We start from the raw sequence: 24331 nt of genomic DNA on the forward strand, positions 1-24331 counted from the left end.
AACCGAGCAGGGCCCCCGGATCGCGAGGCCCGGCCGTTCGCCTCACCAATCTGAAGGCCGTTCAGGATCACTCTGCAAGAGTTTCACTTCCGCAATCGCGCGATCCCGTCATGATCCCGGCGCCGGATTTGGAGGAGACGGACAATGAAATCCTGCGGGATGTCGATCGGAGTTTTTGGAGTCGCACTGGCGCTGCTCACGGCGCCGGTCCTTGCGCAGGATGGTCCGGTGAAGCTCGGCGTCCTCACCGACATGTCCTCGCTTTACGCCGACAATGGCGGGCAGGGCTCGGTGGTCGCGGCGCAGATGGCCGTCGACGACTTTGGCGGCCAGGTGCTCGGGCGCCCCATCCAGATCGTCGCGGGAGACCATCAGAACAAGGCCGATGTGGGAGCGACCATCGCGCGGCGCTGGCTCGAAAACGAAAACGTCGAGGCCATTCTCGACGTGCCGAACTCCGCGGTCGCGCTGGCCGTACAGGGCATCACGCGCGACAAGAAGAAGCTCTTCCTCGCCACCGGCGCCGCCACCTCGCGCCTGACCGGCGACGAATGCTCGCCGACCGGGATTCACTGGACTTACGACACCTATGCACTGTCGCAGGGAACGACGCGGGCGATGTCGCGTCTTGGCGCGAAGTCCTGGTATTTTGTCTCGGTCGACTATTCCCTCGGCGCCCAACTCGAGGCCGACAGCCGCAAGGTCATCGACGCCATGGGCGGCAAGGTGACCGGGGCGGTGAAGCACCCGCTCAACACGCCGGATTTCTCCTCCTTTCTGCTCCAGGCACAGTCCTCGAAGGCGGACGTGATCGCGCTCGCCGACACCGGCGGCGACTTCATCAACGTCGTCAAGCAGGCCGGCGAATTCGGCATCACGCAGCGGCAGAAGCTGGTCGGGCTGCTCGTCTTCATTGCCGACATTCACAGCCTCGGGCTCCAGAGCGCCCAGGGCCTGATGCTGAGCTCGGCGTTCTATTGGGACCTCAACGAGGACACGCGGACGTGGTCGAAGCGCTTCATCGCCAAGACCCAGAAGGTGCCGACGATGATCCACGCCGGTACCTATGGCGCGGTGATGCACTACCTCAAAGCGGTTCAAGCGGCAGGCACGCTGGATGGGCCGACCGTCGCCGCCAGGATGCGCGACATGCCCGTGAACGACTTCATGACCAAGGATGGCCGGATTCGCGACGACGGCCGGCTGGTCCGCGACATGTATCTGTTCCGCGTCAAGTCGCCCGAGCAGTCCAGGTACAAGTTCGACTATTACGAGCTGCTGGCGACGATCCCGGGCGAAGAAGCTTTCCGGCCGATGGAGCAGGGTGGATGTCCGCTCCTGAAGAAGCCATGACCGGCGCAGGCGTAACCGCACAGAGCGGCATCGACGAGATCATCGCAGGCCGTTTTGCGTGCCGCGACTTCTCGGACGCGCCGGTCGGGCGAGGGACCATCGAGCAGATTCTCCGCGTGGCGCGGTTTGCGCCAAGCGGCGCCAACATCCAGCCCTGGCGCGTCTACGTGCTGGCGGGCGCTGCCAAGGACAAGGTGTCAGCGGCGCTGCGCGAGGCGCACGAGACCGCCCGCGACGAGCACGTGTCGGAATACAGTTATTACGCCAGCGACCTGCCTGCCCCATATCTGCAACGACGGCAGGAGTTCGGCCGATTGTTCTACGGCTCGCTCGGCATCGCCCAGACCGATATCGAAGCGAGGAGCGGCCAAACCGCCAAGAACTATGCGTTCTTTGGCGCCCCGGTCGGGCTGATCGTCACGATCGACCGGCGCCTTCAGGTCGGCAGCTGGCTCGACCTCGGCATGTTCGTCCAGAACGTACTGCTGGCCGCGGCAGGCCATGGGCTCCAGTCCTGTCCGCAGGAGACATTCTCGAAATACCACCGGATCCTGCGTCCGCTGCTGTCGATCCCGGCGGAACAAATGGTGGTGTGCGGCATCTCGATTGGCCGCGCCAGAGACGTCGCCAAGGACGGCACCAAGCGAAGGCTGATGCCGCGCGCAGACGTCGCGGAGTTCGCATCTTTCGCAGGCTTCGAAGAACAAAGTGCAACCCAAATGGAAAGGACAAGGCCATGGGAAGCCGAGACGAGCTGATTCAGTGCAGCATTCCGTTTCTCCGCGAGGTCAAGGACATGACGCCCGGCGCGGAGATGGAGCGCTGGCTCAATGACAAATACGGCGAGGGCAGCCCGCTCTACCAGGACCTGGCGCGCCTGATTAAGCGCGGGGTCGAAGAAGGCTGGGCCGCGAACCAGGAGGTCGACGGTCCGAACTACCGGCGCAGCCGCATCCAGGAGCCGGTCCCCGAGACGTTCCAGTTCAGCATCACGGCCGTCTACATGAACAGCACCGATCCGCGCCGCTTCAAGGACGAGGACGACCACGACGTGCTGCGCGGGCAGTATCACGGGCACCCATACGGCGAGCTGAACCTGGTCGTGCCCCTGGACAAGGGCGCCGAACTGAAGGGGCTCCAGGGCTGGCAGGGACCCGGCTGGACCGCACCCGACCCCGGCAGCCGGCACTATCCTGAGGTCCGTGGCGGCGCCGTCATCGCGCTGTTCTATCTGCCGGCCGGACGCATCTCGTACGACTTCGCTGCGCCGTCCTGACAGCCGGCCGGACGATCCCGTGATGTCGGTCGCGCGCGCTCCGCATGTCGACCAAGACACCAGCCGAGGTCCCGCGCGGCGGCGATCCGCCGCGACGGCTTCGGGCTGCCAGCCAGCTCGCCAAGAGCATCGAGGAGGGATTTCGGCGGCCAAACGCCCGGCGGCATCCAACCTGGACAGCCATATCCATGATTCGCATAAGGTATATTATGGAATATATTTATATACAATCAGATCAGATATTTAGGCGGAATTCCTACCATGACGCCTTCGCTTGCCGTCCATTTTCGATCTGCGCCTCGACCGTCGCCCCAGCTCTTGACGGCTACTGTGCATGGGGTTGTTTTTCAGATTTTGAATCCGGCCGATGTCTCCGAAAGCCGATATTGCCGCGACGGTGTCCGGCTGCAATAAGCGAGACCTCGCGAGATCGCAGATGACCTTCAGGCCTTCCGTCCGTATAGGTTTGCATCTCAGAACAACAACAAACCTTCCGAGGAAGCAGACCCATGAGTTTTTCCCGACGCACGCTTCTCAAGGCCTCCGCCGCGACCGCGGTCCTGGGCGGTCTCAGTGCGCCCCATGTGGCCCGCGCCCAGAGCGCCGAGTTCACCTACAAGTACGCCAATAACCTGCCGGACACCCATCCGCTGAACGTGCGCGCCAAGGAGATGGCGGCGGCGATCAAGGCCGAGACCAACGGCAAGTTCGACCTTCAGATCTTCCCGAACAACCAGCTCGGGTCCGACACCGACATGCTGAGCCAGATCCGGTCCGGCGGCGTCGAGTTCTTCACGCTGTCCGGCCTGATCCTGTCGACCCTGGTTCCGGCGGCGTCCATCAACGGCATCGGCTTCGCGTTCCCGGACTACGACACGGTCTGGAAGGCCATGGACGGCGACCTCGGCGCCCATGTCCGCGGCGAGATCAAGAAGGCCGGCCTCGAGGTCATGGACAAGATCTGGGACAACGGCTTTCGCCAGACCACGTCGTCGAGCAAGCCGATCACCGGTCCTGACGACCTCAAGGGCTTCAAGATCCGCGTGCCGGTGTCGCCGCTGTGGACCTCGATGTTCAAGGCGTTCGACGCCGCGCCCGCCTCGATCAATTTCAGCGAGGTCTATTCCGCGCTCCAGACCAAGATCGTCGAGGGCCAGGAAAACCCGCTGGCGATCATCTCGACCGCCAAGCTCTACGAGGTGCAGAAGTACTGCTCGCTGACCAACCACATGTGGGACGGCTTCTGGTTCCTGGCCAACCGCCGGGCCTGGGAAAAGCTCCCACAGGACGTGCGCACCGTCGTCGCCAAGAACATCAACGCCGCCGCCGTCAACGAGCGCGCGGACACCGCCAAGCTCAATGCCAACCTGCAGCAGGAGCTCGCGGCCAAGGGCCTGACCTTCAACCAGCCTGCGGTAGCGCCGTTCCGCGACAAGCTGCGCACCGCCGGCTTCTATGCCGAGTGGAAGGGCAAGTATGGCGACCAGGCCTGGGACCTCCTGGAAAAGGCCGTCGGCAAGCTGTCGTAACGCGTTGGGGCCGTCATGGCTCATATCGAGGTTGAGGCGACCGGAGTGGAGGGCGAGGCGACTGTTCAGTCCCCTCGCCGATCTTCGTTGCTGGCCTCGCTGGAACGCGGGCTCGGTCTGATCGTCGAAATCCCGGCGGCCATCCTCGTGGTCGCCGAGATCGTGATCCTGTTTGCCGGCGTGGTCGCGCGCTACGGCTTGCACCGGCCGCTGATCTGGTCCGACGAGCTCGCCTCGATCCTGTTCCTGTGGCTCGCCATGCTGGGCGCGGCGGTCGCGTTCCGCCGCTCCGAGCACATGCGCATGACCGCGGTCGTCGCGAGCGCGAGGCCTGCGATGCGGGCCTGGCTCGATCTGGTCGCGACATGCGCGGCGCTGGCGTTTCTGGTGCTGATCGTGTGGCCGTCCTGCGACTATGCCTATGAGGAAAGCTACATCACCACGCCGGCGCTCCAGATCTCCAATATGTGGCGCGCCGCGGCGCTGCCGGCCGGCATCTGCCTCATGGCGGCGTTCGCGCTGTTGCGGCTGCTGCGTGCGGCCGACTACCGGATGGTCGCGGCCGCCGTCCTGTCGGTCGCCGTCCTGATCGGCCTGTTCTGGCTGGCGGAGCCGATCCTGCGGCCGCTCGGCAACATCAACCTCATCATCTTCTTCGTCGGCGTCGCCGGCTTCTGCGTCTTTGCCGGCGTTCCCATTGCGTTCGGGTTTGGCCTCGCCATCTACGGCTATCTGGCGCTGACCACGCGCACGCCTGTCATGGTGCTGGTCGGGCGGATGGACGAGGGCATGAGCCACCTCATCCTGCTCTCTGTGCCGCTCTTCGTGTTCCTGGGGTTGCTGATCGAGATGACCGGCATGGCGCGGGCCATGGTCGCGTTCCTGGCAAGCCTGCTCGGCCACGTCCGCGGCGGCCTGCATTATGTGCTGGTCGGCGCCATGTACCTCGTCTCCGGCATCTCCGGCGCCAAGGCCGCCGACATGGCCGCTGTCGCGCCCGTGCTGTTCCCGGAGATGAAGCAGCGCGGCGCCAAGCCCGGCGACCTCGTGGCGCTTCTTGCGGCGACCGGTGCCCAGACCGAGACCATTCCGCCGAGCCTCGTGCTGATCACGATCGGCTCGGTCACGGGCGTGTCGATCGCCGCCCTCTTCACCGGCGGCCTGCTGCCCGGAGTCGTGCTCGCCATCACGCTCTGCATGCTGGTGTGGTGGCGCTACCGCCACGAGGACATGAGCCATGTCCGCCGCGCCACGGGCGGCGAGATCGGCAAGACCTTCATCATCGCCCTGCCCGCGCTCGCGCTGCCTTTCGTGATCCGCTACGCCGTGGTCGAGGGCATCGCGACCGCGACCGAGGTCTCCACCATCGGCATCGTCTACGGCGCCCTGGTCGGCCTCCTCGTCTACCGCCGTTTCGACTGGCGGCGGCTGTTTCCGATGCTGGTCGAGACCGCGGCGCTGTCAGGCGCGATCCTGCTGATCATCGGCACGGCGACCGGCATGGCCTGGGGGCTCACCCAATCGGGCTTCTCGCGCTCGCTGGCGGCGGCCATGACCGGATTGCCCGGAGGGCCCATGACCTTCATCGCCGTCTCGATCCTGGCCTTCACCATTCTCGGCAGCGTGCTCGAGGGCATTCCGGCCATCGTGCTGTTCGGGCCGCTGCTGTTTCCGATCGCCCGTGCCGTCGGCGTGCACGAGGTGCACTATGCGATGGTGATCATTCTGGCGATGGGTATCGGGCTATTCGCTCCGCCCTTCGGCGTCGGCTATTATGCCGCCTGCGCCATCGGACGCGTCGATCCGGCCGAGGGCATCAGGCCGATCTGGGGCTATCTGCTGGCGCTGCTGGTGGGATTGATCATCGTCGCGATCTTCCCCTGGATCTCGATCGGATTCCTGTAAGCGCGGCGTCAAGGAGGGTGTCGATGAGCGAGCTGCAGAACCAGTACAATATCGGCCTCGACAAGACCCCCGCCAACTACGTGCCGCTGTCGCCGCTGAGCTTCCTCGCGCGCAGCGCCGCCGTCTATCCCAACCAGGTCAGCACCGTCTACGAGGGCCGCAGCTTCACGTGGCGCGAGACGCATGAGCGCTGCAAACGCTTTGCGTCCTGGCTCGCGAGCAAGGGCATCGGCGTCGGCGACACCGTCGCGGCGATGCTGCCGAACATTCCGGCGATGAACGAGGCGCACTTCGCCGTGCCCATGACGGGCGCCGTTCTCAACGCGCTCAACATCCGCCTCGATGCGCCCTCCATCGCGTTTCAGCTCGATCATGGCGGCGCGAGGATCATCCTGGTCGATCCGGAATTTTCAGGCGTCATCACCGACGCGCTCGCGCAGATGAAGGGGCCGAAGCCGCTCGTCGTCGACGTCGACGACGCCGCCTTCAACGGCGGCAAGCGCATCGGCGAGATCGAGTATGAGGCGGCGGTTGCGCTAGGCGATCCGGATTTCGCGGCGAACCCTCCGGGCGACGAATGGGACGCCATCGCGTTGAGCTACACCTCGGGCACCACCGGCAATCCCAAGGGCGTCGTCACCCATCATCGCGGCGCATATCTCAACGCCGTCAGCAACATCCTCGCCGGCGATCTCGGCCAGCACCCGGTCTATCTCTGGACGCTGCCGATGTTCCATTGCAACGGCTGGTGCTTCCCCTGGACCATCGCGGCGGCCGCCGGCATCAATGTCTGCCTGCGCAAGGTCGAGCCGACCAGGATCTTCGAGCTGATCAAGCAGCACGGCGTCACCCACATGTGCGGCGCGCCGATCGTCTACAACACGCTGATCAACGCGCCCGATGCGCCGAAGGGCAGTGCCGCCCGCCGTGTCGTCGGCCTGATCGCCGGCGCTGCGCCGCCGGTCGCGGTGCTCGAAGGCGCAGAAAACATCGGTATCAAGCTCACGCATGTCTACGGCCTGACCGAAGTCTACGGCCCCGCCTCCGTCTGCGCCGAGCAACCCGGCTGGGACGATCTGCCCGCCGCCGAGCGCGCCGGCATGAAGCGGCGGCAGGGCGTGCCCTACCCGCTCGAGGAAGGCGTCACCGTCATCGATCCGCAGACGATGCAGCAGGTGCCGCGCGACGGCGAGACCATCGGCGAAGTCATGTTCCGCGGTAACATCGTGATGAAGGGTTACCTCAAGAACGACAAGGCGACGAAGGAAGCCTTCGCGGGCGGGTGGTTTCACACCGGCGACCTCGGCGTGCTCGACGAGCACGGTTACGTCATCATCAAGGATCGCTCCAAGGACATCATCATTTCCGGCGGCGAGAACATTTCCTCCGTCGAGGTCGAGGACATCCTCTACAAGCATCCGGCCGTGCTGTTCGCCGCCGTCGTCGCAAAGCCCGATCCGAAATGGGGCGAGGTACCCTGCGCCTTCGTCGAGCTGAAGGACGGCGCCAGCGCGAGCGAAGCCGAGATCATCGCCTTCTGCCGCTCGCATATGAGCGGTTTCAAGACGCCGAAGGCTGTCGTGTTCGGACCGATCCCGAAAACGTCCACGGGCAAGATCCAGAAATTCCTGCTGCGTAACGAGATCGGCTCGGCGAAAGCGATCTCGACCTGAGCCTGTCTCAGCTTCAGAAATATTTGGAAACACAGATTGTGTCCGCGCGGCGATCACGCGTCGCTTCGAAACCTGTTGTGTGGATTTGACCACGCAGGGACACGACAGGAAAAGATTGGAAAACGTTAGAGACGCATTTACGTTTTGCTCCAGTCGGATTCGCTGATTCCAGATGATTCGCCGCGCGGGCTGCGCGGCTGGCGACCGGCGCTGTTGGGGCGCTTCATGCGGTTGGTGTCGTGAGCGCGGACGTGCGTGCGCGTCTGTCGCTGCTGCTGTTGACGGCTGGACTGCTGCTACCCGGCGCGGCCGCTGCGGAGACGATGCGCGAGTTTGGCGCATTCGCGGGCATGCCGGCCTCTGGGGCTGCCGGGCCGAATATGCCGGGCTATGGCTTCAACAATTTCGCCAATCCCGCGTTCGGCGGTGCTCCATTTGGCGGGCCGCAGACATTGACTTTCTCTGGCGCCTGGTTTGGCAATGGCGGCGGCGGTGGCGGCATGCAGCCGGGCTATGGCTGGAACGGCGAGCCACCCGGCCTTGCCGGCGAAGCCCGGTTCGGCATGCGGCAATCCTTTGGCGGCGGCGCTGATAGTGCCTCCCGACCCGAGACGGCGCAGGCCACGTTTCTGGCGATGACGCAATTCATGCAGACCCTGCTCGATCCCGCCATCGACGGCCGCAGCATCGGCCCGGCAGAGTTTGACGCAGAGCTCGCGGCCTACGCCGATCTCGGCAACGACCAGACGCATGGCGGGGTCGGACGCGAAGCCTATGGGGCGATCTACGGCAAGCCCTCGCTCGCGTCTGCGCACTGGAATGTCTGGGCCGCCGGCTTCGGCGGATCGCAGGTGTCGACCGGCGGCGGCTCCGCCAGCCGGAGCTTTGGCACGGTCGTCGGTGCCGATTATTCGCTGTCGCCGCAGACGCGGATGGGCTTTGCGCTCGCCGGCGGCGGCACTGGCTTTGCCAACAATTTGTCCAGCGGCCGCTCCGACCTGTTCCAGGCCGGCGCCTTCGTCAGGCATTCGGTCGGACCGGCCTATGTCGCGACGGTGCTCGCTTATGGCTGGCAGGCCATTACCGGCGACTATCAGGTGACGCCGGCCGGCTCCGGCCTTAACGCAGCAGTCAACGCCAATGCCTATTCAGGCCGTCTCGAAGGCGGCTATCGCTTTGCCATGCCCTGGCTCGGCATCACGCCCTATGCGGCCGCGCAGATCACCACCTTCCGCCTGCCCTCCAATGCGGCGCAACCGGCCTACGCCGTCGATCGATCTCCGGCGGCACCCGGTAGCGACGGTTTCACCGACACCCGCGCCGAGCTCGGCCTGCGCACGAGCACGTCCTTTGCGCTGTTCGGAAGCATGATGAACCTGCGCGGACGACTCGCCTGGGCGCATGATTTCAGCGCGGGGCAGTCGATCCCGCCAGCGTTCCAGTCCCTCCCCGGTCAGGGCTTCATCGTCGGCGGCACGGCCTTGGCGCCGAACGCGGCGTTGACAGGCGTAGCGCTCGAGCTGAGAGACCTGAACGGCTGGTCGGCTTCGGCGAACCTCGACAGCGAAGTGTCGAGCCTGGTGCGCTCCTACACCGGCAAGGCCATCCTGCGTTACGCGTGGTGACCCTGCCTCAAGCTCGAGGGAAAGACGTCCGCCCGTACGCCGGACCGCGGCGAGCGAAAGCCCTCTCCCGTCCTTACATCTTCTTGTAGGCGTCGATCAGCGCCACGCCATCGGGCCCTGCCTTCTTGAGCCAATCGGCGGTGAGCTGATCGCCGATCTTCTGGAAGCCGGCCTTCAACGCCGGGCTCGGCGGTTCGACGGTCATGCCTTTGGCCTTGAGCTGATCGATGTACCAGGTGCTCTTGTCTTGCCAAGCCTTCCAGCCGCGGGTTTCCGCGGTTGCGGCGGCCTTGAGGATGGCCTCCTGGGTCGGCTTGTCGAGCGCGTCGAACGCGGCCTTGTTGACGAAGGTGTAGTCCTTCGGAATCCAGGCCTGCACATCATAGAAGTACTTGAGCGACTCCCAAGCCTTTGCATCGTAGCCCGTGCCGCCCGACGACATGAAGGAGTTCACAACGCCCGTCGCAAGCGCCTGCGGCAGTTCGGCGGCTTGGATCGTGACCGACTGCGCGCCGACCAACTCGCCAATGCGCGCGGTTCCGACATTGTAGGCCCGCCATTTCAGGCCCTTCATGTCTTCGATCGACGCGAGCGGCTTGTTGACATAGACGCCCTGCGGCGCCCACGGCACGACGAACAGCAGCTTGAGGCCCTGTGCCTCGAGCTTCTTCGTAATCGCGGGCTTGGAGGCCTGATAAAGCTTCATCGCGTCCGGAAAGCTGGTCGCAAGGAACGGCACGACGTCGACACCGAACACGGGGTCCTCGTTCTCGTGGATCGACAGCAGGACCTCACCCATCTGCGCCTGCCCGGTCATGACCGCGCGCTTGATATCGGGCGCCTTGAACAACGAGGCGCCGGGATGAACCGTGATCTGCAGCTTGCCGGACGTGGCGGCTTCGACATCCTTGGCGAAAGCGACCAGATTTTCGGAGTGCGGATTGTCGGCGGGATACGCTGCCGGCAGATTCCATTTGGTCTGAGCCAAAGCCGGCGTCGCGGCCAGCACGACGCCAGCAACCAAGGATGCGCGGAATAAACGTGACATCATCGAACTTCTCCTCACAGTCAATTTGAAAGCCGGGCGCGATCAGTCTGGGAAAGCGAGCTTGGGCAGGAACAGCACGATCTGCGGATACTCCGTGATGATGAACACCGCGGCCAGCAGCAATACGAAGAACGGGAATGCCGCCCGCGCCACAGTGAAGGTGTCGCGACCACTCATGTTCTGGAGCACGAACAGATTGAACCCCACCGGCGGCGTGATCTGCGCCATCTCGACGTGGATGATGAGGTAGACGCCGAACCAGACCAGGTCGAGGCCAGCCTGCCTGACCATCGGCAGCACGATGACGGCGGTCAGGACAATCATCGAGATGCCGTCGATCAGGCATCCGAGGATGATGTACATGATGCTCAGATACAGCGCGAGCATGCCCGGCGTCAGCTGCTGCCCCTGAACCCAGGTGGCGAGTGCGGCAGGAATGCCGGTATAGGCCATCGCAGCCGTGGTATAGGCGGCGCCTGCGAGGATCAGCATGATCATGCACGTCAGGCGCGTCGCGCTCATAATGCTCTCTAGGAAATTCTTGCGCGTGAGCGTGCCGCTCCACCATGCCAGCAGAAGCGCGCCGCTGACGCCCCAGGCAGCACACTCTGTTGCCGTCGCAAAACCCAACACGAGCGAGAGGAAGACGGCCAGGATCAGCAGCAGGCACGGAACGAGCTTGGCGGATTCCTGCAGCTTCCGGCGAAACGACATCGGCGGGTCTCGCGGCGGAATCTTGCTGGGGTTCAGCAGCGACCAGATGATGATGTAGCCCGAATAGAGCACCATCACGAGTGCGCCCGGAAGGAAGCCGCCGAGGAACACCTGAAGCACGGACACATTCGCCGTCACGGCATAAACGACCATCGGGATCGACGGTGGAATTAACAGGCCGAGAGTGCCGGAACCTGCCAGCGAACCGAGACTGAGCCCCTTGTCGTAACCGCGCTTGTCGAGTTCGGGCAGCGCGATCTTGCCGATGGTCGCGCAGGTCGCGGCTGAAGACCCCGACACCGCCGCGAAGATGCCGCAGCCGATCACGTTGACATGGGTCAGCCGTCCCGGCAGCCATTGCACCCAGGGCGACAGGCCGCGAAACATCTCCTCCGACAATTTGGTGCGGAACAGGATCTCGCCCATCCAGATGAACAGCGGCAAGGCGGCCAGTGTCCAGGACGAACTTGCGCTCCAGGTCGTGGTCGCAAGCACGGAGCCGAGCGGCAGGCTCGTGGTCAGCGCCATCGCCACGAAGCCGACGAGGCCCAGTGAGACCGCAATCCAGATGCCGCTTCCCAGCAGCAGGATCATGACGCCGAGCAGGATGAAAGACAGCTCGATCATGCCGAGATTGGCCATGATCAACCTCCCCCGCCCTGTGAGATGCGCTCGATGAATTCGTCCGGCGTCTCGTCGGGCGAGCCCTTCTCATAGCTCGGCCGGTTGCCCCCGATCACATTGACCATTTCATCGATCAGCGCGATCGACAGGATCGCAAGGCCGCCGGCGAAGCCGAGCTGCGGAATCCAGAGCGGAAGCGCGACCACGCCCTGCGCCACGTCGTTGAAGCGCCAGGAGTCGTAGGTCATCTGAATCGCGTGCCGGGTGAAGTAGAGAATGAAGGCCGTCGCAATGCCGAGCGCCACGATTTCCGCGATCTGCTTGGTTCGCCCCTGCAACCGCTCCAGCAGCAGACCGACGCGGATCATCTCGCCGCGCTTGAAGGTGTGCGCGAGACCGAGGAACGCCATCGCGGCCATGCACCAGGACGCGAAATCATCGCCGGCGGGAATGTTGATCGCAAACTGGCGCCCGACCGACATGATCATCATGATTGCAAAGATCGCAACCAGGAAGACGCCCGCGGCGTAGCCCGCACCGAGATAAAGGAGATCCAGAGCGCGTCGCACCGGTCCCCTCGTCGCTACATCGTCCCCTGCCAACGCGATCCCCATCCTCACACGAGGCGATACAACCAGCCCGGCGGCCGCCGGTTCTGATTGAATATCGCCCTGTCCAGCGCCTGTCTTTCAGACGTTAGATCAACATGATGGGGCCGGCGCAAGCAAGGAGTATGCCGGCTGTTGCCGGAATTCCCACCGCAGATTCAGTGCGTGTCCAGCCGTAGCCCGTCAAAAGCCGGCACCACGCCCGCGGGCAGCGATTGCCGGATCACCTCGTAATCCACGTCGGCGGTCATGTTGGTGATGACGGCACGCTTCGGCTTGAAGCGCTCGATCCAGGACAGCGCGTCGTTGATGCTGAAATGGCTGGAATGGGTGGTGTAGCGCAGGCCGTCGACGATCCAGAGATCGAGGTTCTCCAGCGCGCCCCAGCTCTCGCGCGGAATGTCGTTGAGATCGGGCGTGTAGGCGGCGTTGCCGATGCGATAGCCGAGCGCGGGGATCTTGCCATGCTCCACCAGGAAGGCGGTCATCGTCACCGCCCCGCCCTTCCCCAAGACGGTCTGGCTCTCGCCCGCCTCGATGGAATGCCGCGTCAGGATCGGCGGGTAGTCGCTGCCTTCCGGCGAGATGAAGCAATAGGAGAACCGCGCCATGATGTCTTTCGCGGTCGACAGGTTGAAATAGACCGGAATGCGCTTGCGCATGTGAAGCACCACGGAGCGCAGATCGTCCATGCCATGGGTCTGATCGGCATGTTCGTGCGTCAGGAACACCGCATCGATGTGATCAACGTCGGTCGAGAGCAGTTGCTCGCGCAGATCCGGCGAGGTGTCGATCACGATGCGCGTGGTGCCGTGGCTTGACGTCTGTTCGACCAGCAGGGAGCAGCGGCGGCGGCGGTTCTTCGGATTGTTGGGATCGCAGGCGCCCCAGCCGAGCGCCGGGCGCGGCACGCCGGCGGAGGAGCCGCAACCCAGGATCGTCAGCGTCAGCGTCATGCGGCTCCCAACCTTAAGCTTTCACCTTGGAGAACAAGCGGAAGAAGTTTTCGCTTGTCTGGCGCGAGATCTCGTCAAACGACACGCCGCGCGCCTCGGCGAGCACCTTGGCGACCTCGACGACATAGGCCGGCTCGTTGCGTTTGCCCCGGAACTTGCCGGGCGCAAGATAGGGCGAGTCTGTTTCAACCAGAATACGGTCGGACGGCAGTTCAGCGGCAAGCGCGCGCAGGGCCTCCGATTTCTTGAAAGTCAGGATGCCCGTGAAGCCGATATAGAGCCCGAGCGACACCGCCTTCAGCGCCAGCTCGCGCCCGCCGGTGTAACAATGCAGCACGGCGCGAAACGATCCCCTGGCCGCTTCCTCTTCCAGGATGCGGGCGCAATCCTCGTCCGCCTCGCGGGTGTGGATCACCAGCGGCAGGCCGGTCGCGCGGGCAGCGGCGATGTGGGCGCGAAAGCCCCTCGCCTGCGCCTCCGGCGAGCCGTTGTCGTAGAAATAGTCGAGCCCGGCCTCGCCGAGCGCGACGACCCTGGGATGTTCGGTCAGCGCGATCAGCTCGTCCGGCGCGATGCCGTCCTCCTCATCCGCGTTATGCGGATGAGTGCCGACCGAGCAATAGACGTCGTCGAAGCGCTCGGCGATGGCGAGAAGCTGATTGAGCTTTCGCACCCGCGTCGAGATCGTGACCATGCGCGTGATGCCGGCCGCACGCGCACGCGAGACGATCCCGTCGAGATCTTCCGCAAAGTCCGGAAAATCCAGATGACAGTGGCTGTCGACCAGCATCGCTACGTGCGCCTCAGGCCGCCGGCTCGATGTAGCGCGGGAATGCCGGCGTCGGCGCCGGCAGCGTCGAGCCTGGCGCGATGCGCCTGGCACCGCCGAGCATCGCGAAGGTCCGCTCGTCCGCGGGAATGCCAAGGCTGTCGAGCAGCAAGCTAGATGCGGTCGGCATCGCCGGCTGGGCCAGGATCGCGATCTGGCGCACGACTTCGGCGGTGACATAGAGCACCGTCTTCTGCCGCGCAGGATCGGTCTTGGCCAGCGCCCACGGCGCCTCGCCCGCGAAATAGCGGTTGGCTTCCGCGACCACGGCCCACACGGCATTGAGCCAGTGATGGATCTGCTGCGTCGCCATCGCCTCGCGCGATGTGGCGATCATGCCGTCGGCCATCGCCAAGATCGCCTTGTCGTTGTCGCTGAACTCGCCGGGCTCCGGCAGCACGCCGCCCAGTTGCTTGGCGATCATCGACAGCGAACGCTGCGCGAGGTTGCCGAGATCGTTGGCGAGATCGGCGTTGATGCGCGCCACAATGGCTTCGTGATTGTAGTTGCCGTCCTGGCCGAACGGCACCTCGCGCAGGAAGAAATAGCGCATCTGGTCGACGCCATACTGGTCGGCGAGATTGAAGGGGTCGACGACGTTGCCGATCGACTTCGACATCTTCTCGCCCCTGTTGAACAGGAAGCCGTGGGCATAGACCCGCTTTTGCACGGGAATGCCGGCCGACATCAGGAACGCCGGCCAGTACACCGCATGGAAGCGGATGATGTCCTTGCCGATGATGTGCACATCGGCAGGCCAGTAACGCCAGTTCTGGTCGCTTTCATCGGGGAAGCCGACGCCGGTGATGTAGTTGGTGAGCGCGTCGACCCAGACATACATTACGTGCTCTTCGTCGCCGGGCACCTTGACGCCCCAGTCGAACGTGGTGCGCGAGATCGAGAGATCGCGCAGGCCGCCCTTGACGAAGCTCACCACCTCGTTCTTGCGGGAGTCCGGCCCGATGAAATCAGGCTTCGTCTCGTAGAGCTTCAGCAGCTTGTCCTGATAGGCCGAGAGGCGGAAGAAATAGCTCTTCTCCTCGACCCACTCGACCGGCGTGCCTTGCGGCCCGAGACGCACGCCGTCGTCGTTCAGGCGCGTCTCGTCCTCGGCGTAATAGGCCTCGTCGCGCACGGAGTACCAGCCGGCATAGGTGTCGGCATAGATGTCGCCGTTCGCGTCCATGCGCCGCCAGATCTCCTGGCTGGAGCGATGGTGCTGCTCTTCGGTGGTGCGGATGAAGCGGTCGAACGACACGTTGAGGCGTTCGTCCATCTCCTTGAAGCGGCCGGCATTGCGAGCCGCCAGCGCCGACACCGTCAGGCCCTCGTTCTGCGCGGTCTGGATCATCTTCAGACCGTGCTCGTCGGTACCGGTCAGGAAGAACACCTCCTTGCCGTCGAGCCGCGCAAATCGCGCCAGCACGTCGGTCGCGATCGCCTCATAGGCGTGGCCGATATGCGGGCTGCCGTTGGGATAGGCGATCGCGGTCGTGATGTAGAAGACGTTGTCGCGCGCGGGTGCGGCTGCGGGAGCAGCGGATTGCGGAGCCGCAACAGGCTTCGGCGCCGGCGGCGCCTTGGGCTTCGACACCCTGGGCTTCACGGCCTTGGGCGGCGTAGCGACAGGAGCCGGTGCGGCGATCACGGCAGGTGACGCAACCTTCGCCTTCTTGGCCGCCTTCTTCGCGGGAGTCTTCGAGGGAGTCTTGGCTGGCTTCTTGACCGCTTTCTTCACCGCCTTCTTGGCGACGACCTGCTTCTTCGCAGCCTTCTTGCCGACCTTCTTTGCCGTCTTCGCAGCGCTCTTCTTCACGCCCTTCTTGGCGGCAGCCTTCTTGGTTTTCTTGACCTTCTTGGCAGCCTTGCGCGCAGGCGCCTTCACAGCCTTCTTCGCGGCCTTGTTGGCAGCCTTCTTCTTGCTGCTCTTGCCCTTGGCGGTTTTCTTAGCTCGCGTTGCCACGACGAATTCCTTTACCGGCTTCTCGAAATTTGGAAACGAACCTGCGTTAGGTTATTGTTTTGAGCATGATCCTGTCGGAAATCCGCTCCGCACCTTTCCGGATCATGCTCTAGCGCGTTGCGTCCGCCAGCCAGCCGAACACCGAGAAAACCAAGGGCTTTCGCTCCAGATTGTAGGTTTCGGTGTCGCGCGCGGCGCGGACGATCTTTTCCCATACCTCTGCAAGGCGCGCAAGGCGCGGCAGGTTCTGGTTGGCGTTCGCTTCGTCGGCATGCAGTCGCTCCGCGATCCAGCGATCGATGCCGTCGATGAAGGCCGCGAGCGCCACGCGGTCGCTGGTGCCGAGCGACTCGCCGAGCGTGTGCAATTCACGCGGATCGACCTGCGGCAGGCGCGCCAGCAGCGCCGCCGTACGCTGCTGGAGTTTCAGGGCGTCGCCGCCGAGCAGCGTCAGCGCCCGCGCGACACTGCCCTCGGAGGCCTCAGCGGCCTCGCGCAGCGCCGGATCGTTCGGATCGAGGTCGGCTGCCGAAGCTGCGGCGCCGATCACGTCTTCCGTGCCGAGCGGGCGCAGGCGCAACTTGCGGCAGCGCGACTGGATCGTGGCGAGCACGCGCGCCGGCGCGTGGCTCACCAGGAGGAACAGCGATTGCTGCGGCGGTTCCTCGAGGATTTTCAGCAGCGCGTTCGCGGCGTTCGGATTGAGCTCGTCGACGGTGTCGACGATGCAGACGCGCCAGCCTTCTGCCGCAGCAGTCGAGCCGAAGAAGCCGATCGTCTCCCGCGTCTCGTCCACGGTGATCACCGTGCGCATCACGCCGCGGTCGTTGGCGGTGCGTTCCAGCGTCAGCAGCCCGCCATGCGAGCTGGCCGCAACCTGACGCGCCACGGCGTCATCAGGATCGATCGCAAGGGTCTCCGCGCGCTGCACGGACGGCGCCAGCGGCTGGCCATTGGAAAGCACGAAGCGCGCCATGCGATAGGCCAGCGTCGCCTTGCCGATCCCCTGCGGTCCTCCGATCAGCCAGGCATGCGGAATGCGCCCGCTGCGATAGGCCGCGAGCAGCGCCGTCTCGGCTTCGCGATGGCCGAACAGAAGACTCGTCTCGCGCGGATGCGGAATGGCGGACTCGCGTTCGGCCTGACGCGGGCTCATCTGGAAACCACCGATGCAGGTGTCGGGAGAAGACGATCGCGCAGCGCCGTCCAGACGCGCCCGGCGACCGTGTCAGGATCGGAATTGGCATCGATCAGCACGCAGCGCGCGGGATCGTCCGCCGCGATCTTGCGATAGGCTTCGCGCAGGCCCTGATGGAAGCTGAGCTTCTCGCCCTCGAACCTATCCGGTGTGCCGCTGCCGCGGCGTGCGGCGGCGCGCTGCAAGCCGATCTCGACCGGCAGGTCGAGGATGATGGTGAGATCCGGCTTGAGATCGCCGATCGTGACCCGCTGCATCGCGTTGATGAGGCCAGCCGGCACCTGGCCGAGACTGCCCTGATAGGCGCGGGTCGAGTCGGCAAAGCGGTCGCACAACACCCAGGCGCCCCGATTGAGCGCGGGCTCGATCACGGTGCGGACATGGTCGTCGCGGGCAGCGGCAAACAGCAGGGTCTCGGCGTCGGGCCCCAGCAGCTTGCCCATCCCCGACAGCACCAGATGACGCATGATCTCGGCGCCCGGCGAACCGCCGGGCTCGCGCGTGACGAGGGTCCGCATCCTGGCCGCGTTGAGCCGGTCGGCCAGCTTCTTGATCTGGGTCGACTTGCCGGTCCCCTCGCCACCTTCAAAGGTGATGAAGCGTCCGCGTCCGGACGGCCGCTGTGCCGCGCTCTCACTCATGATCAGAGCTTCTCGGCGCCTGCGCGGAACATACCGATCACGAGCTCGCTGGCGCCGTCGATGGCGCGGCGCATGGTCGAGCCGGTGCCAATCGCCTCAGCCGCATAGACCGGCGTCTCCACCGCGATGTTGCCGCTCCGCCAGACCCTGACCAGGCCGACCTTCTGGCCGGCCTCGATCGGGGCGCGCACCGGTCCGCTATAGACGACGCGCGCGATCAGCTTGTCGCTGCCGTTCTTGTGCACCATCACCTTCACGGGCGTCTTGGCGACGAGCTTGACCGAGCGGCTCTCGCCGCCAAACACCTTGGCGTAGCCGACTTGCTGGTCGGCCGCGATCAGGGTGCGGGTCTCGAAATTGCGAAAACCCCATTCCAGCATCTTCTTGGCTTCGGTGGCGCGATCTTCCGGATCTTCCAGCCCGTTGACGACGACGATCAGCCGCGTGCCGTTCTGCACCGCCGAGCCGACCATGCCGTAACCGCCCTCCTTGGTGAAGCCGGTCTTCAGACCGTCAGCGCCCTCCATCGAATTGAGCAGCGGATTGCGGTTGGGCTGCCGGATCTTGTTCCAGGTGTACTCCTTCTCGCCGAACAGTTTGTAGAATTCGGGGAAGTCGAGAATGATGTGCCGCGCGAGGATGCCGAGCTCGCGCACCGTCATCTTGTTGCCGGGGTCGGGCAGGCCGTTGGAATTGCCGAAAGTCGACTTCGTCATGCCGAGCTCGCGGGCGCGCTTGGTCATGAAGTCGGAGGCAAAGATTCTCTCGTTGCCGGCGATGCCTTCGGCCAGCGCGATGCAGGCGTCGTTGCCGCTCTGGATGATCGCGCCGTGCAGGAGATCGTCGACCGAGACCTTGCTGTTGATGGCGGCGAACATGGTCGAGCCGCCCGAGGGCGCCCCGCCCTTGCGCCAAGCGTTCTCGCTGATCCGGTACTCGTCGGTCGGCTTGATGTCGCCCTTCTTGATGGCGTTGAAGACGACTTCCGCCGTCATCAGCTTCATCATGCTGGAGGGCGCGCGCAGCTCGTCGGCGTTCTTCTCGAACAGCACGCTGCCGCTGGAAGCCTCGATCAGGATCGCGGTGGGGGCATCACCATCAAAGCCGGAATCTTCCGCTTTCTTGACACCCTGGATGCTCTGGTTGGCGGCGTAGATCGCCCCGCCCCAGCCGATGCCCGCCACCAGAACCGCAGCAACCAGCCCGCGCGCCAGCACTCCTGCGGAGAACCGGGTGCGACGAAGCGGAAAAAGACGAAATGCCATGGCCAAGCCCTGAGAGCGGCGTTCTAACAGCAGGAACCGGTGCGAACAACACGAGGCTAACCGCCGGAACCCGAGATTGCACGATTCTCGCGGCGCCCCTATCGTGTCACCTCATATTTCTCGACCAAACCCCTGAAACAAGGCGGAAAAGCGAATGTTGTCCACCCGCGTGATCAAGGCCAACGGGATCGATCTGTTCATCCGCGAAGCCGGCCAGGGTCCGCTGGTGGTGCTGTGCCATGGCTGGCCGGAGCTATCCTACTCCTGGCGCCACCAGATCCCTGCGCTTGCGGACGCTGGTTTCCACGTCGTGGCCCCCGACATGCGCGGTTACGGCCAGAGCGCAGCGCCGGCGGACGTCGCCGCCTACTCGATCTTCGACACGGTCGGCGACGTCGTTGGCCTCGTGCATGCACTCGGCGAGAGCAAGGCGACGGTGGTCGGCCACGACTGGGGCGCACCGGTCGCCTGGCATGCGGCGCTGTTCCGGCCTGACATCTTCACGGCGGTGGCGGGCCTGAGCGTGCCGCCACCATTCCGCGGCCGCGGCAAGCCGCTCGATCTGCTGCGCCAGGGCGGCGTCACCAATTTCTACTGGCAGTATTTCCAGACGCCCGGCGTCGCCGAGGCCGAGTTCGAGCATGACGTCGCCCGCACCATGCGCATCGTGCTCGGCGGACGCGGCCTCGCCGATCCCAGCGCCGCGATGTTCGTCCAGGAGGGCAAGGGCTTTCTCGGTCACGCAACTGTCGAGGAGCCGCTGCCGGGCTGGCTGAGCGAGGCTGATCTGGCCTATTTCACCAAGACCTTCGCCAAGTCCGGCTTCCGCGGCGGGCTGAACTGGTACCGCAACCTCGACCGCAACTGGGAGCTGACGGCGCCCTGGCAGGACGCGCAGATCCACCAACCCTCGCTGTTCATCGCCGGCTCGAAAGACGCCGTCATCACCGGCCTGATCGGGGCCAAGCGGGTCAACGAGCTCGAGCGCGTGCTGCCCAATCTGACGCGCAAACTGATCATCGAGGGCGCGGGCCATTGGGTCCAGCAGGAGCGGCCCGACGAGGTCAACGCTGCGCTGGTGAAGTTCTTGAAGGAGCGCGCGGCTCAGTAGAGGCCGCGGCCACTCAGGATGCTGCGAGCCTCGGCAGCGCCGTCTGCCGATGACGGCGCGTTCTCGGTCGCGTAGCGGCCATCCTCGTCATAGGACACGGCTCGCGCATTCTGGAGCGCCCGGCTTCGGCTCGAGGCCGACATCTCCGAGGTCGCATTGAGCGAAGCCATGTCGGCGGAGGTGTTGCCGAGATTGTAGGGCCGGCCCTCCGGCATCGGAACCTCGCCGCGAATGGCGCTGCGGTTCGACGATGGCAGCTCCGGCACGAAGGGCCTTGCCGAGGCGACCCGCACCATCGAGGGCGACGGCGCCGGGATCCCGGTGCGCAGGGTCGCCATCAGCTGGCGATCGTCGGAGCCTTCGAGCGGCGCCCGGCCGACATATTCGACACGGACCTTGGCGACGCCATTACCTTTGAATTCAAGGAGTTCGGCAGCTTTGTTCGATACGTCGATGAGCCGGTTGCCGTGATAGGGCCCGCGGTCGTTGACGCGCACGATCAGCGATTTGCCGTTCGAGATGTTGGTCACCCGCGCATAGGACGGCATCGGCAGGGTCGGATGCGCCGCCGTCAGCGAGGTCATGTCGAACACTTCGCCATTGGCGGTCAGGCGGCCATGGAAATCGTCGCCGTACCAGGACGCCATGCCCTCGGCGCGGTAGTTGACGTCCTCCTCCGGCACATAGGTCCGGCCGGCCACGACATAGGGCTTGCCGACGCGGTAGGTGCCGCCGCCCTTCGGGACCGGATCCCCAAACGCCACGACCCGGGGGCTCGAGGATACGCCGTATTTCGGATCGACCCGGCTGGCGAACTTGTTGGAGGAGGCGCAATTGGCGAGCGCAAGGCAGGTCGCGACCGCCGCAACACCGCGCGCGGCCCGCAAAACCGAATCTGACCGTCGGATCCCCATGTGCCCCAAATACCACTTCGCCGGAGGCGTACCCAACCCGCTTTGGCTACGGGGGAGCGCTGTCCGGTCCTTTGATCCGAGGCGGCCCACCACCGCGTCGGAAGCAGTAAGGATAACGCAACCCGAACACGGCGGAAATGGGGAGCCCACGGCGATCACGCTGGGATGGTAAACGGGACGTTCGCTTTTCTCCCGTTGCTCTACGGGAGAGGAAGCCCCCGCCCTGTGCCACTCCTGGACATTCTGTTGCGCTGAATCCTCACTCCACCCCCATTGTCTTGTGGCTCACTGGAATTCTTTTGACTGTGCAAGGCCGCACGCGTTTTCTCGGCTGCAAGGGCGAACTGGAATTTGACGATGATCGAGACGGTTTCGGCACTGATGGGTCTGGTAAGCGCGGGGATCTTCCTGGCCCATGCGTTTGAAGGTTACCGCACGAGGGCCTGACGGCATTCGCGCGGACGGCAAGCATCCCCTCTTTCAAGCCAGCACGTTCGGATAATTTTAAGCGATCCGACCGAGCATAGAAGACGAGAGCGGCAGGTGTCCCATGCGCAATCATGACTTCGTATCGGATGGCTTCCTGGCACTGACCGCCGGCGGCTTGGTCCTACTCTGCTCGAGCCTTGTGGCGCTGGCCTTCGGCTGAGCACCACCACCACTTTTCTTATTTCTAACCACAACTATACCGCGATGCAGCACGGCACCCGTTTTGGATTGCCCCGCTCCCATTTAGTTGATTGAATTTCTGCGTTTGACGCCTCGACTCATTTCAAGAGGCCATCACCAACGAGGGTGACGCAAATGCTTGCTGAAAAATTTTTCCTGGTTCTGGAATCCCTGATCCGCGGCGATCGCACCTATCCCGACGGAAGTCCCCGCGTCATCAGCACCTCCCCGCACGTGCCGATGAAGCTGCCAGGCCGGAAATAGCCGGGCCTGCGAACTTCCGAATCACGTGGCGCTCAGCGCAGGCCCAATAGCGAGCGGCGATAAGAGCTGTCGCGAGCCTCGCGGAGGCAGACAAAGCTCCCGTCGAAACCCTGACCGTACCGCTTCTGGCCCTTGCCGTAGTAGATGCCTTTCCTGAAATCGAGCCAGACCACCTGGTCGTGCGGGCAATGACGCTGCGCCTGCGCCTCATAGCGAAACGGCGTCAGTGGTGTCGCCGCGACCTCCGCGCCGCCGGCGCCAACCAGCATTGCGACTGCGATGCCGCCCAGCCCCCTGCCGAAGCCGCTCCAAGACACTCCCGAAGACACTTCCGCCTCCCGATTCAAGCCGTCGCGCCGTGGCCGTTCGGCACGGTAGCACGAGACGACGCAATCTGTCGGCCGAGGCAGGGCGGCTTCGCGTCTTCCGCCGGCCATCTTGTCGGGTTACATGAAAGCGAGATCATCTCAGCTCGCGAGGATGCTGCCTGAATGTCGGTTGAGCCTGAGCCCAGGACCGAACCCCGCCCGCCCTTGCCGCGCCTGGGCCTGCTCCCGATGGTCATCTTCGGATCGCGCTGGCTGCAACTGCCGCTCTATCTCGGACTGATCGTGGCGCAATGCGTCTACATCGCGCTGTTCCTGAAGGAGTTGTGGCATCTCTCCTGGCACGCCCTCGACCTCACCGAGCAGCAGATCATGATGAGCGTGCTCGCGCTCATCGACGTCGTGATGATCTCCAATCTGCTCGTGATGGTGATCGTCGGCGGCTACGAGACCTTCGTCTCGCGGCTCGACCTCCAGGGCCATCCCGACGAGCCGGAATGGCTCGGCCACGTCAATGCGAGCGTCCTGAAGATCAAGCTCGCCATGGCCATCATCGGCATCTCCTCGATCGCGCTGCTGCGCACCTTCATCGAGGCCGGCAATCTCGGCTCGAGCCGCGCCGGCTTCACCGAGACCGGCGTGATGTGGCAGGTGCTGATCCACATCACCTTCATTCTCTCGGCGATCGGCATTGCCTACGTGGATAAGCTCAGCGATTCAGGCATGCGCAAGCACGCCGAGTGAAGTGCCACGGCGGCCCTCCTTACTTGTCCGCCTCGAGCTGCTGCAGCGCCTGGTGCAGGCATTCCTGCAGCTTCAGGGCGACCTGCTCACGCCCGACGCCCTTGCCGGCGAGATCGGCTGAGACCTTGCCCACGACATCGTCGATCGTCTGGCTCCCCAGATTGTCCGTCACCAGTGCGGTCGCGTAGCTGGCCGCGGCATCGCCGCTGAGCCCGAGCTGGCCCGCGGCCCAGAGCCCGAGCAACTTGTTGGACCGGGCCGTGGCCTTGAACATGAGGTCCTCGTCATGGGCGAATTTGGCCTCAAAGCCCTGCTCGCGCTTGTCGAACGTGGTCATGGTCAGCTCCATTGCGTTTTCGCTCGATGAGGATCGGACTGGCTGGGAGCGAACGTCTCCGTGGTTCTCGTCAGTTTAGGATCATTTGAATCTTCCTCCCGGAAGGCAGACGCCGTCAAGCCTGGCGCGGCGGTGCGCCGGGCCCGGGCGTGTGCACGGAAGCACCAGCGCTGCGCCAGCCAGCTCGGCTAGGCAGAGCCGTTTACCGTTTGTTAAACAGACTCGGCGCGGGATGGCCCGGGGGACATCGAGAGCTGACGCATGAACAAGGACCTGCGGGAGTTTCGACGGCTTGAACGGGTCTGCCTGGAGCAGGCCGCCCTCTCCACCATGGACCTCACGCGAAGCGGGCTGCTCAAGGTCGCCGACGATTGTCGCATCGCGGCCGAAGCGATCGAGGCGCAAGCGCCTCGCGGCGCGTTCGCAGGCGCCGTCCAGGCGCTCAAGCTGGCTTTGAGCGCAACCGGGATGTCCAACCGGCATTAGCTGCCGGTCACGGTCGGGAGATCGATTCAGGCGATTGCTGGCGTCGACCGCGTTCGGTCAGCCCTTCGCTGCGGCCGCTTCGCGCGCGAGCCGCTCGGCCTTCAGCCGATCCTTGTTGGCGTAAAACGCCTTCTGCGCCTCTTCGTGATCTCGCATGGCCTTTTCGGCCTCGATTCGGCGTGCGGCATCACGAGCCTGGCGCTGCTCAGGGGTCAAGGGTTTGCGTCGGAAGGAAAGGTCTTCAGTCATGCCAAGATAACGCGGAAGCGGCGA

24 protein-coding genes are annotated in these 24331 nt (G+C 64.6%); 11 read left to right on the forward strand and 13 right to left on the reverse strand.

Annotation, left to right across the window (positions count from 1 at the left end):
- Positions 1-144 precede the first annotated feature (144 nt).
- The 7 genes from NLM25_RS23480 (at position 145) to NLM25_RS23510 (ending at position 9361) form a co-directional block, all read left to right on the forward strand.
- A complete protein-coding gene (locus NLM25_RS23480) occupies positions 145-1353 on the forward strand; it encodes an ABC transporter substrate-binding protein (RefSeq protein ID WP_254138573.1) in 1209 nt (402 codons plus the stop codon).
- Positions 1329-2111: a nitroreductase gene (locus NLM25_RS23485; RefSeq protein WP_254138574.1), complete on the forward strand. Its 783-nt coding sequence runs from the start codon at positions 1329-1331 to the stop codon at positions 2109-2111. Before NLM25_RS23480 ends, NLM25_RS23485 begins: the two co-directional genes overlap by 25 nt.
- Positions 2090-2629 (forward strand): DUF4863 family protein, encoded by a 540-nt coding sequence (locus tag NLM25_RS23490; protein ID WP_254119456.1) that lies wholly within the window; start codon positions 2090-2092, stop codon positions 2627-2629. The genes NLM25_RS23485 and NLM25_RS23490 overlap by 22 nt, the downstream gene beginning before the upstream one ends.
- Before the next feature lie 509 nt (positions 2630-3138).
- Positions 3139-4158: a TRAP transporter substrate-binding protein gene (locus NLM25_RS23495; protein ID WP_254138575.1), complete on the forward strand. Its 1020-nt coding sequence runs from the start codon at positions 3139-3141 to the stop codon at positions 4156-4158.
- A gap of 15 nt (positions 4159-4173) precedes the next feature.
- The gene (locus NLM25_RS23500) at positions 4174-6063 is read left to right on the forward strand and encodes a TRAP transporter large permease subunit (protein WP_254138576.1); all 1890 of its coding nucleotides are present in this window, start codon (positions 4174-4176) and stop codon (positions 6061-6063) included.
- A 23-nt stretch (positions 6064-6086) separates the two neighbouring features.
- Complete coding sequence (locus NLM25_RS23505) at positions 6087-7736, forward strand: acyl-CoA synthetase (RefSeq protein WP_254138577.1); 1650 nt, start codon at positions 6087-6089, stop codon at positions 7734-7736.
- Between the two features lie 251 nt (positions 7737-7987).
- Positions 7988-9361 carry an autotransporter outer membrane beta-barrel domain-containing protein gene (locus tag NLM25_RS23510; protein WP_254138578.1) on the forward strand — a complete coding sequence of 458 codons (1374 nt, stop codon included), beginning with the start codon at positions 7988-7990 and terminating at the stop codon, positions 9359-9361.
- Positions 9362-9434: 73 nt separating this feature from the next.
- On the opposite strand, the gene NLM25_RS23515 is transcribed toward NLM25_RS23510, so the two are convergent.
- The 9 genes from NLM25_RS23515 to NLM25_RS23555 all read right to left on the reverse strand — a co-directional run bounded on the left by NLM25_RS23515 (position 9435) and on the right by NLM25_RS23555 (position 19207).
- The gene (locus tag NLM25_RS23515; protein WP_254138579.1) at positions 9435-10412 is read right to left on the reverse strand and encodes a TRAP transporter substrate-binding protein; all 978 of its coding nucleotides are present in this window, start codon (positions 10410-10412) and stop codon (positions 9435-9437) included.
- Between the two features lie 39 nt (positions 10413-10451).
- Complete coding sequence (locus tag NLM25_RS23520; RefSeq protein WP_254119481.1) at positions 10452-11765, reverse strand: TRAP transporter large permease; 1314 nt, start codon at positions 11763-11765, stop codon at positions 10452-10454.
- A 2-nt stretch (positions 11766-11767) separates the two neighbouring features.
- On the reverse strand, positions 11768-12361 hold the full coding sequence (locus NLM25_RS23525; protein ID WP_254138580.1) for a TRAP transporter small permease: 594 nt from the start codon (positions 12359-12361) through the stop codon (positions 11768-11770).
- Positions 12362-12513: 152 nt separating this feature from the next.
- Positions 12514-13311 (reverse strand): MBL fold metallo-hydrolase, encoded by a 798-nt coding sequence (locus NLM25_RS23530; RefSeq protein WP_254119484.1) that lies wholly within the window; start codon positions 13309-13311, stop codon positions 12514-12516.
- Between the two features lie 13 nt (positions 13312-13324).
- Positions 13325-14101, reverse strand: a complete 777-nt coding sequence (locus NLM25_RS23535) for a TatD family hydrolase (RefSeq protein ID WP_254138581.1) — start codon at positions 14099-14101, stop codon at positions 13325-13327.
- A 13-nt stretch (positions 14102-14114) separates the two neighbouring features.
- Positions 14115-16103 carry a methionine--tRNA ligase gene (gene metG / locus NLM25_RS23540; RefSeq protein WP_254138582.1) on the reverse strand — a complete coding sequence of 663 codons (1989 nt, stop codon included), beginning with the start codon at positions 16101-16103 and terminating at the stop codon, positions 14115-14117.
- Positions 16104-16212: 109 nt separating this feature from the next.
- Entirely contained in the window at positions 16213-17259 is a 1047-nt protein-coding gene (locus NLM25_RS23545; RefSeq protein WP_254138583.1) for a DNA polymerase III subunit delta', read from the reverse strand.
- A complete protein-coding gene (tmk, locus tag NLM25_RS23550; protein WP_254119492.1) occupies positions 17256-17942 on the reverse strand; it encodes a dTMP kinase in 687 nt (228 codons plus the stop codon). Before tmk ends, NLM25_RS23545 begins: the two co-directional genes overlap by 4 nt.
- A 2-nt stretch (positions 17943-17944) precedes the next feature.
- Positions 17945-19207, reverse strand: coding sequence for a D-alanyl-D-alanine carboxypeptidase family protein (locus NLM25_RS23555; RefSeq protein ID WP_254138584.1), 1263 nt, complete (start codon positions 19205-19207; stop codon positions 17945-17947).
- A gap of 154 nt (positions 19208-19361) precedes the next feature.
- Between NLM25_RS23555 and NLM25_RS23560 the strand changes: the two genes are divergently transcribed.
- Positions 19362-20318: an alpha/beta fold hydrolase gene (locus NLM25_RS23560; RefSeq protein WP_254138585.1), complete on the forward strand. Its 957-nt coding sequence runs from the start codon at positions 19362-19364 to the stop codon at positions 20316-20318.
- Here NLM25_RS23560 and NLM25_RS23565 read toward each other — a convergent pair.
- Positions 20312-21232, reverse strand: a complete 921-nt coding sequence (locus tag NLM25_RS23565; RefSeq protein WP_254138586.1) for a septal ring lytic transglycosylase RlpA family protein — start codon at positions 21230-21232, stop codon at positions 20312-20314. The genes NLM25_RS23560 and NLM25_RS23565 overlap by 7 nt on opposite strands.
- Before the next feature lie 804 nt (positions 21233-22036).
- Between NLM25_RS23565 and NLM25_RS43930 the strand changes: the two genes are divergently transcribed.
- Positions 22037-22165, forward strand: a complete 129-nt coding sequence (locus NLM25_RS43930) for a hypothetical protein (protein ID WP_256565480.1) — start codon at positions 22037-22039, stop codon at positions 22163-22165.
- A gap of 32 nt (positions 22166-22197) precedes the next feature.
- Here the strand turns inward: NLM25_RS43930 and NLM25_RS23570 are convergent, their stop codons facing one another.
- Positions 22198-22482, reverse strand: coding sequence for a hypothetical protein (locus NLM25_RS23570; protein ID WP_254141246.1), 285 nt, complete (start codon positions 22480-22482; stop codon positions 22198-22200).
- A 174-nt stretch (positions 22483-22656) separates the two neighbouring features.
- Here NLM25_RS23570 and NLM25_RS23575 point away from each other — a divergent pair, with 174 nt between their 5' ends.
- Complete coding sequence (locus NLM25_RS23575) at positions 22657-23235, forward strand: TIGR00645 family protein (RefSeq protein WP_254138587.1); 579 nt, start codon at positions 22657-22659, stop codon at positions 23233-23235.
- A gap of 19 nt (positions 23236-23254) precedes the next feature.
- Here NLM25_RS23575 and NLM25_RS23580 read toward each other — a convergent pair whose 3' ends face one another.
- The gene (locus NLM25_RS23580; protein WP_254119502.1) at positions 23255-23572 is read right to left on the reverse strand and encodes a DUF1476 domain-containing protein; all 318 of its coding nucleotides are present in this window, start codon (positions 23570-23572) and stop codon (positions 23255-23257) included.
- Between the two features lie 261 nt (positions 23573-23833).
- Here NLM25_RS23580 and NLM25_RS23585 point away from each other — a divergent pair, with 261 nt between their 5' ends.
- Positions 23834-24058 (forward strand): hypothetical protein, encoded by a 225-nt coding sequence (locus NLM25_RS23585; RefSeq protein ID WP_254119504.1) that lies wholly within the window; start codon positions 23834-23836, stop codon positions 24056-24058.
- 57 nt (positions 24059-24115) lie between these two features.
- Here the strand turns inward: NLM25_RS23585 and NLM25_RS23590 are convergent, their stop codons facing one another.
- Positions 24116-24307 (reverse strand): hypothetical protein, encoded by a 192-nt coding sequence (locus NLM25_RS23590; protein WP_254119506.1) that lies wholly within the window; start codon positions 24305-24307, stop codon positions 24116-24118.
- Between the last annotated feature and the right edge of the window lie 24 nt (positions 24308-24331).

This window comes from Bradyrhizobium sp. CCGB01 (assembly GCF_024199795.1).
Classification (GTDB): domain Bacteria; phylum Pseudomonadota; class Alphaproteobacteria; order Rhizobiales; family Xanthobacteraceae; genus Bradyrhizobium.

Bases quoted from the DNA above. Each gene is read 5' to 3' on its own strand.
- NLM25_RS23480 (WP_254138573.1), top strand. From the start codon at position 145: ATGAAATCCTGCGGGATGTCGATCGGAGTTTTTGGAGTCGCACTGGCG.
- NLM25_RS23485 (WP_254138574.1), top strand. From the start codon at position 1,329: ATGTCCGCTCCTGAAGAAGCCATGACCGGCGCAGGCGTAACCGCACAG.
- NLM25_RS23490 (WP_254119456.1), top strand. From the start codon at position 2,090: ATGGGAAGCCGAGACGAGCTGATTCAGTGCAGCATTCCGTTTCTCCGC.
- NLM25_RS23495 (WP_254138575.1), top strand. From the start codon at position 3,139: ATGAGTTTTTCCCGACGCACGCTTCTCAAGGCCTCCGCCGCGACCGCG.
- NLM25_RS23500 (WP_254138576.1), top strand. From the start codon at position 4,174: ATGGCTCATATCGAGGTTGAGGCGACCGGAGTGGAGGGCGAGGCGACT.
- NLM25_RS23505 (WP_254138577.1), top strand. From the start codon at position 6,087: ATGAGCGAGCTGCAGAACCAGTACAATATCGGCCTCGACAAGACCCCC.
- NLM25_RS23515 (WP_254138579.1), bottom strand. From the start codon at position 10,412: ATGATGTCACGTTTATTCCGCGCATCCTTGGTTGCTGGCGTCGTGCTG.
- NLM25_RS23520 (WP_254119481.1), bottom strand. From the start codon at position 11,765: ATGGCCAATCTCGGCATGATCGAGCTGTCTTTCATCCTGCTCGGCGTC.
- NLM25_RS23525 (WP_254138580.1), bottom strand. From the start codon at position 12,361: ATGGGGATCGCGTTGGCAGGGGACGATGTAGCGACGAGGGGACCGGTG.
- NLM25_RS23530 (WP_254119484.1), bottom strand. From the start codon at position 13,311: ATGACGCTGACGCTGACGATCCTGGGTTGCGGCTCCTCCGCCGGCGTG.
- NLM25_RS23535 (WP_254138581.1), bottom strand. From the start codon at position 14,101: ATGCTGGTCGACAGCCACTGTCATCTGGATTTTCCGGACTTTGCGGAA.
- NLM25_RS23545 (WP_254138583.1), bottom strand. From the start codon at position 17,259: ATGAGCCCGCGTCAGGCCGAACGCGAGTCCGCCATTCCGCATCCGCGC.
- tmk (WP_254119492.1), bottom strand. From the start codon at position 17,942: ATGAGTGAGAGCGCGGCACAGCGGCCGTCCGGACGCGGACGCTTCATC.
- NLM25_RS23555 (WP_254138584.1), bottom strand. From the start codon at position 19,207: ATGGCATTTCGTCTTTTTCCGCTTCGTCGCACCCGGTTCTCCGCAGGA.
- NLM25_RS23560 (WP_254138585.1), top strand. From the start codon at position 19,362: ATGTTGTCCACCCGCGTGATCAAGGCCAACGGGATCGATCTGTTCATC.
- NLM25_RS23565 (WP_254138586.1), bottom strand. From the start codon at position 21,232: ATGGGGATCCGACGGTCAGATTCGGTTTTGCGGGCCGCGCGCGGTGTT.
- NLM25_RS43930 (WP_256565480.1), top strand. From the start codon at position 22,037: ATGCTTGCTGAAAAATTTTTCCTGGTTCTGGAATCCCTGATCCGCGGC.
- NLM25_RS23575 (WP_254138587.1), top strand. From the start codon at position 22,657: ATGTCGGTTGAGCCTGAGCCCAGGACCGAACCCCGCCCGCCCTTGCCG.
- NLM25_RS23580 (WP_254119502.1), bottom strand. From the start codon at position 23,572: ATGACCACGTTCGACAAGCGCGAGCAGGGCTTTGAGGCCAAATTCGCC.
- NLM25_RS23585 (WP_254119504.1), top strand. From the start codon at position 23,834: ATGAACAAGGACCTGCGGGAGTTTCGACGGCTTGAACGGGTCTGCCTG.
- NLM25_RS23590 (WP_254119506.1), bottom strand. From the start codon at position 24,307: ATGACTGAAGACCTTTCCTTCCGACGCAAACCCTTGACCCCTGAGCAG.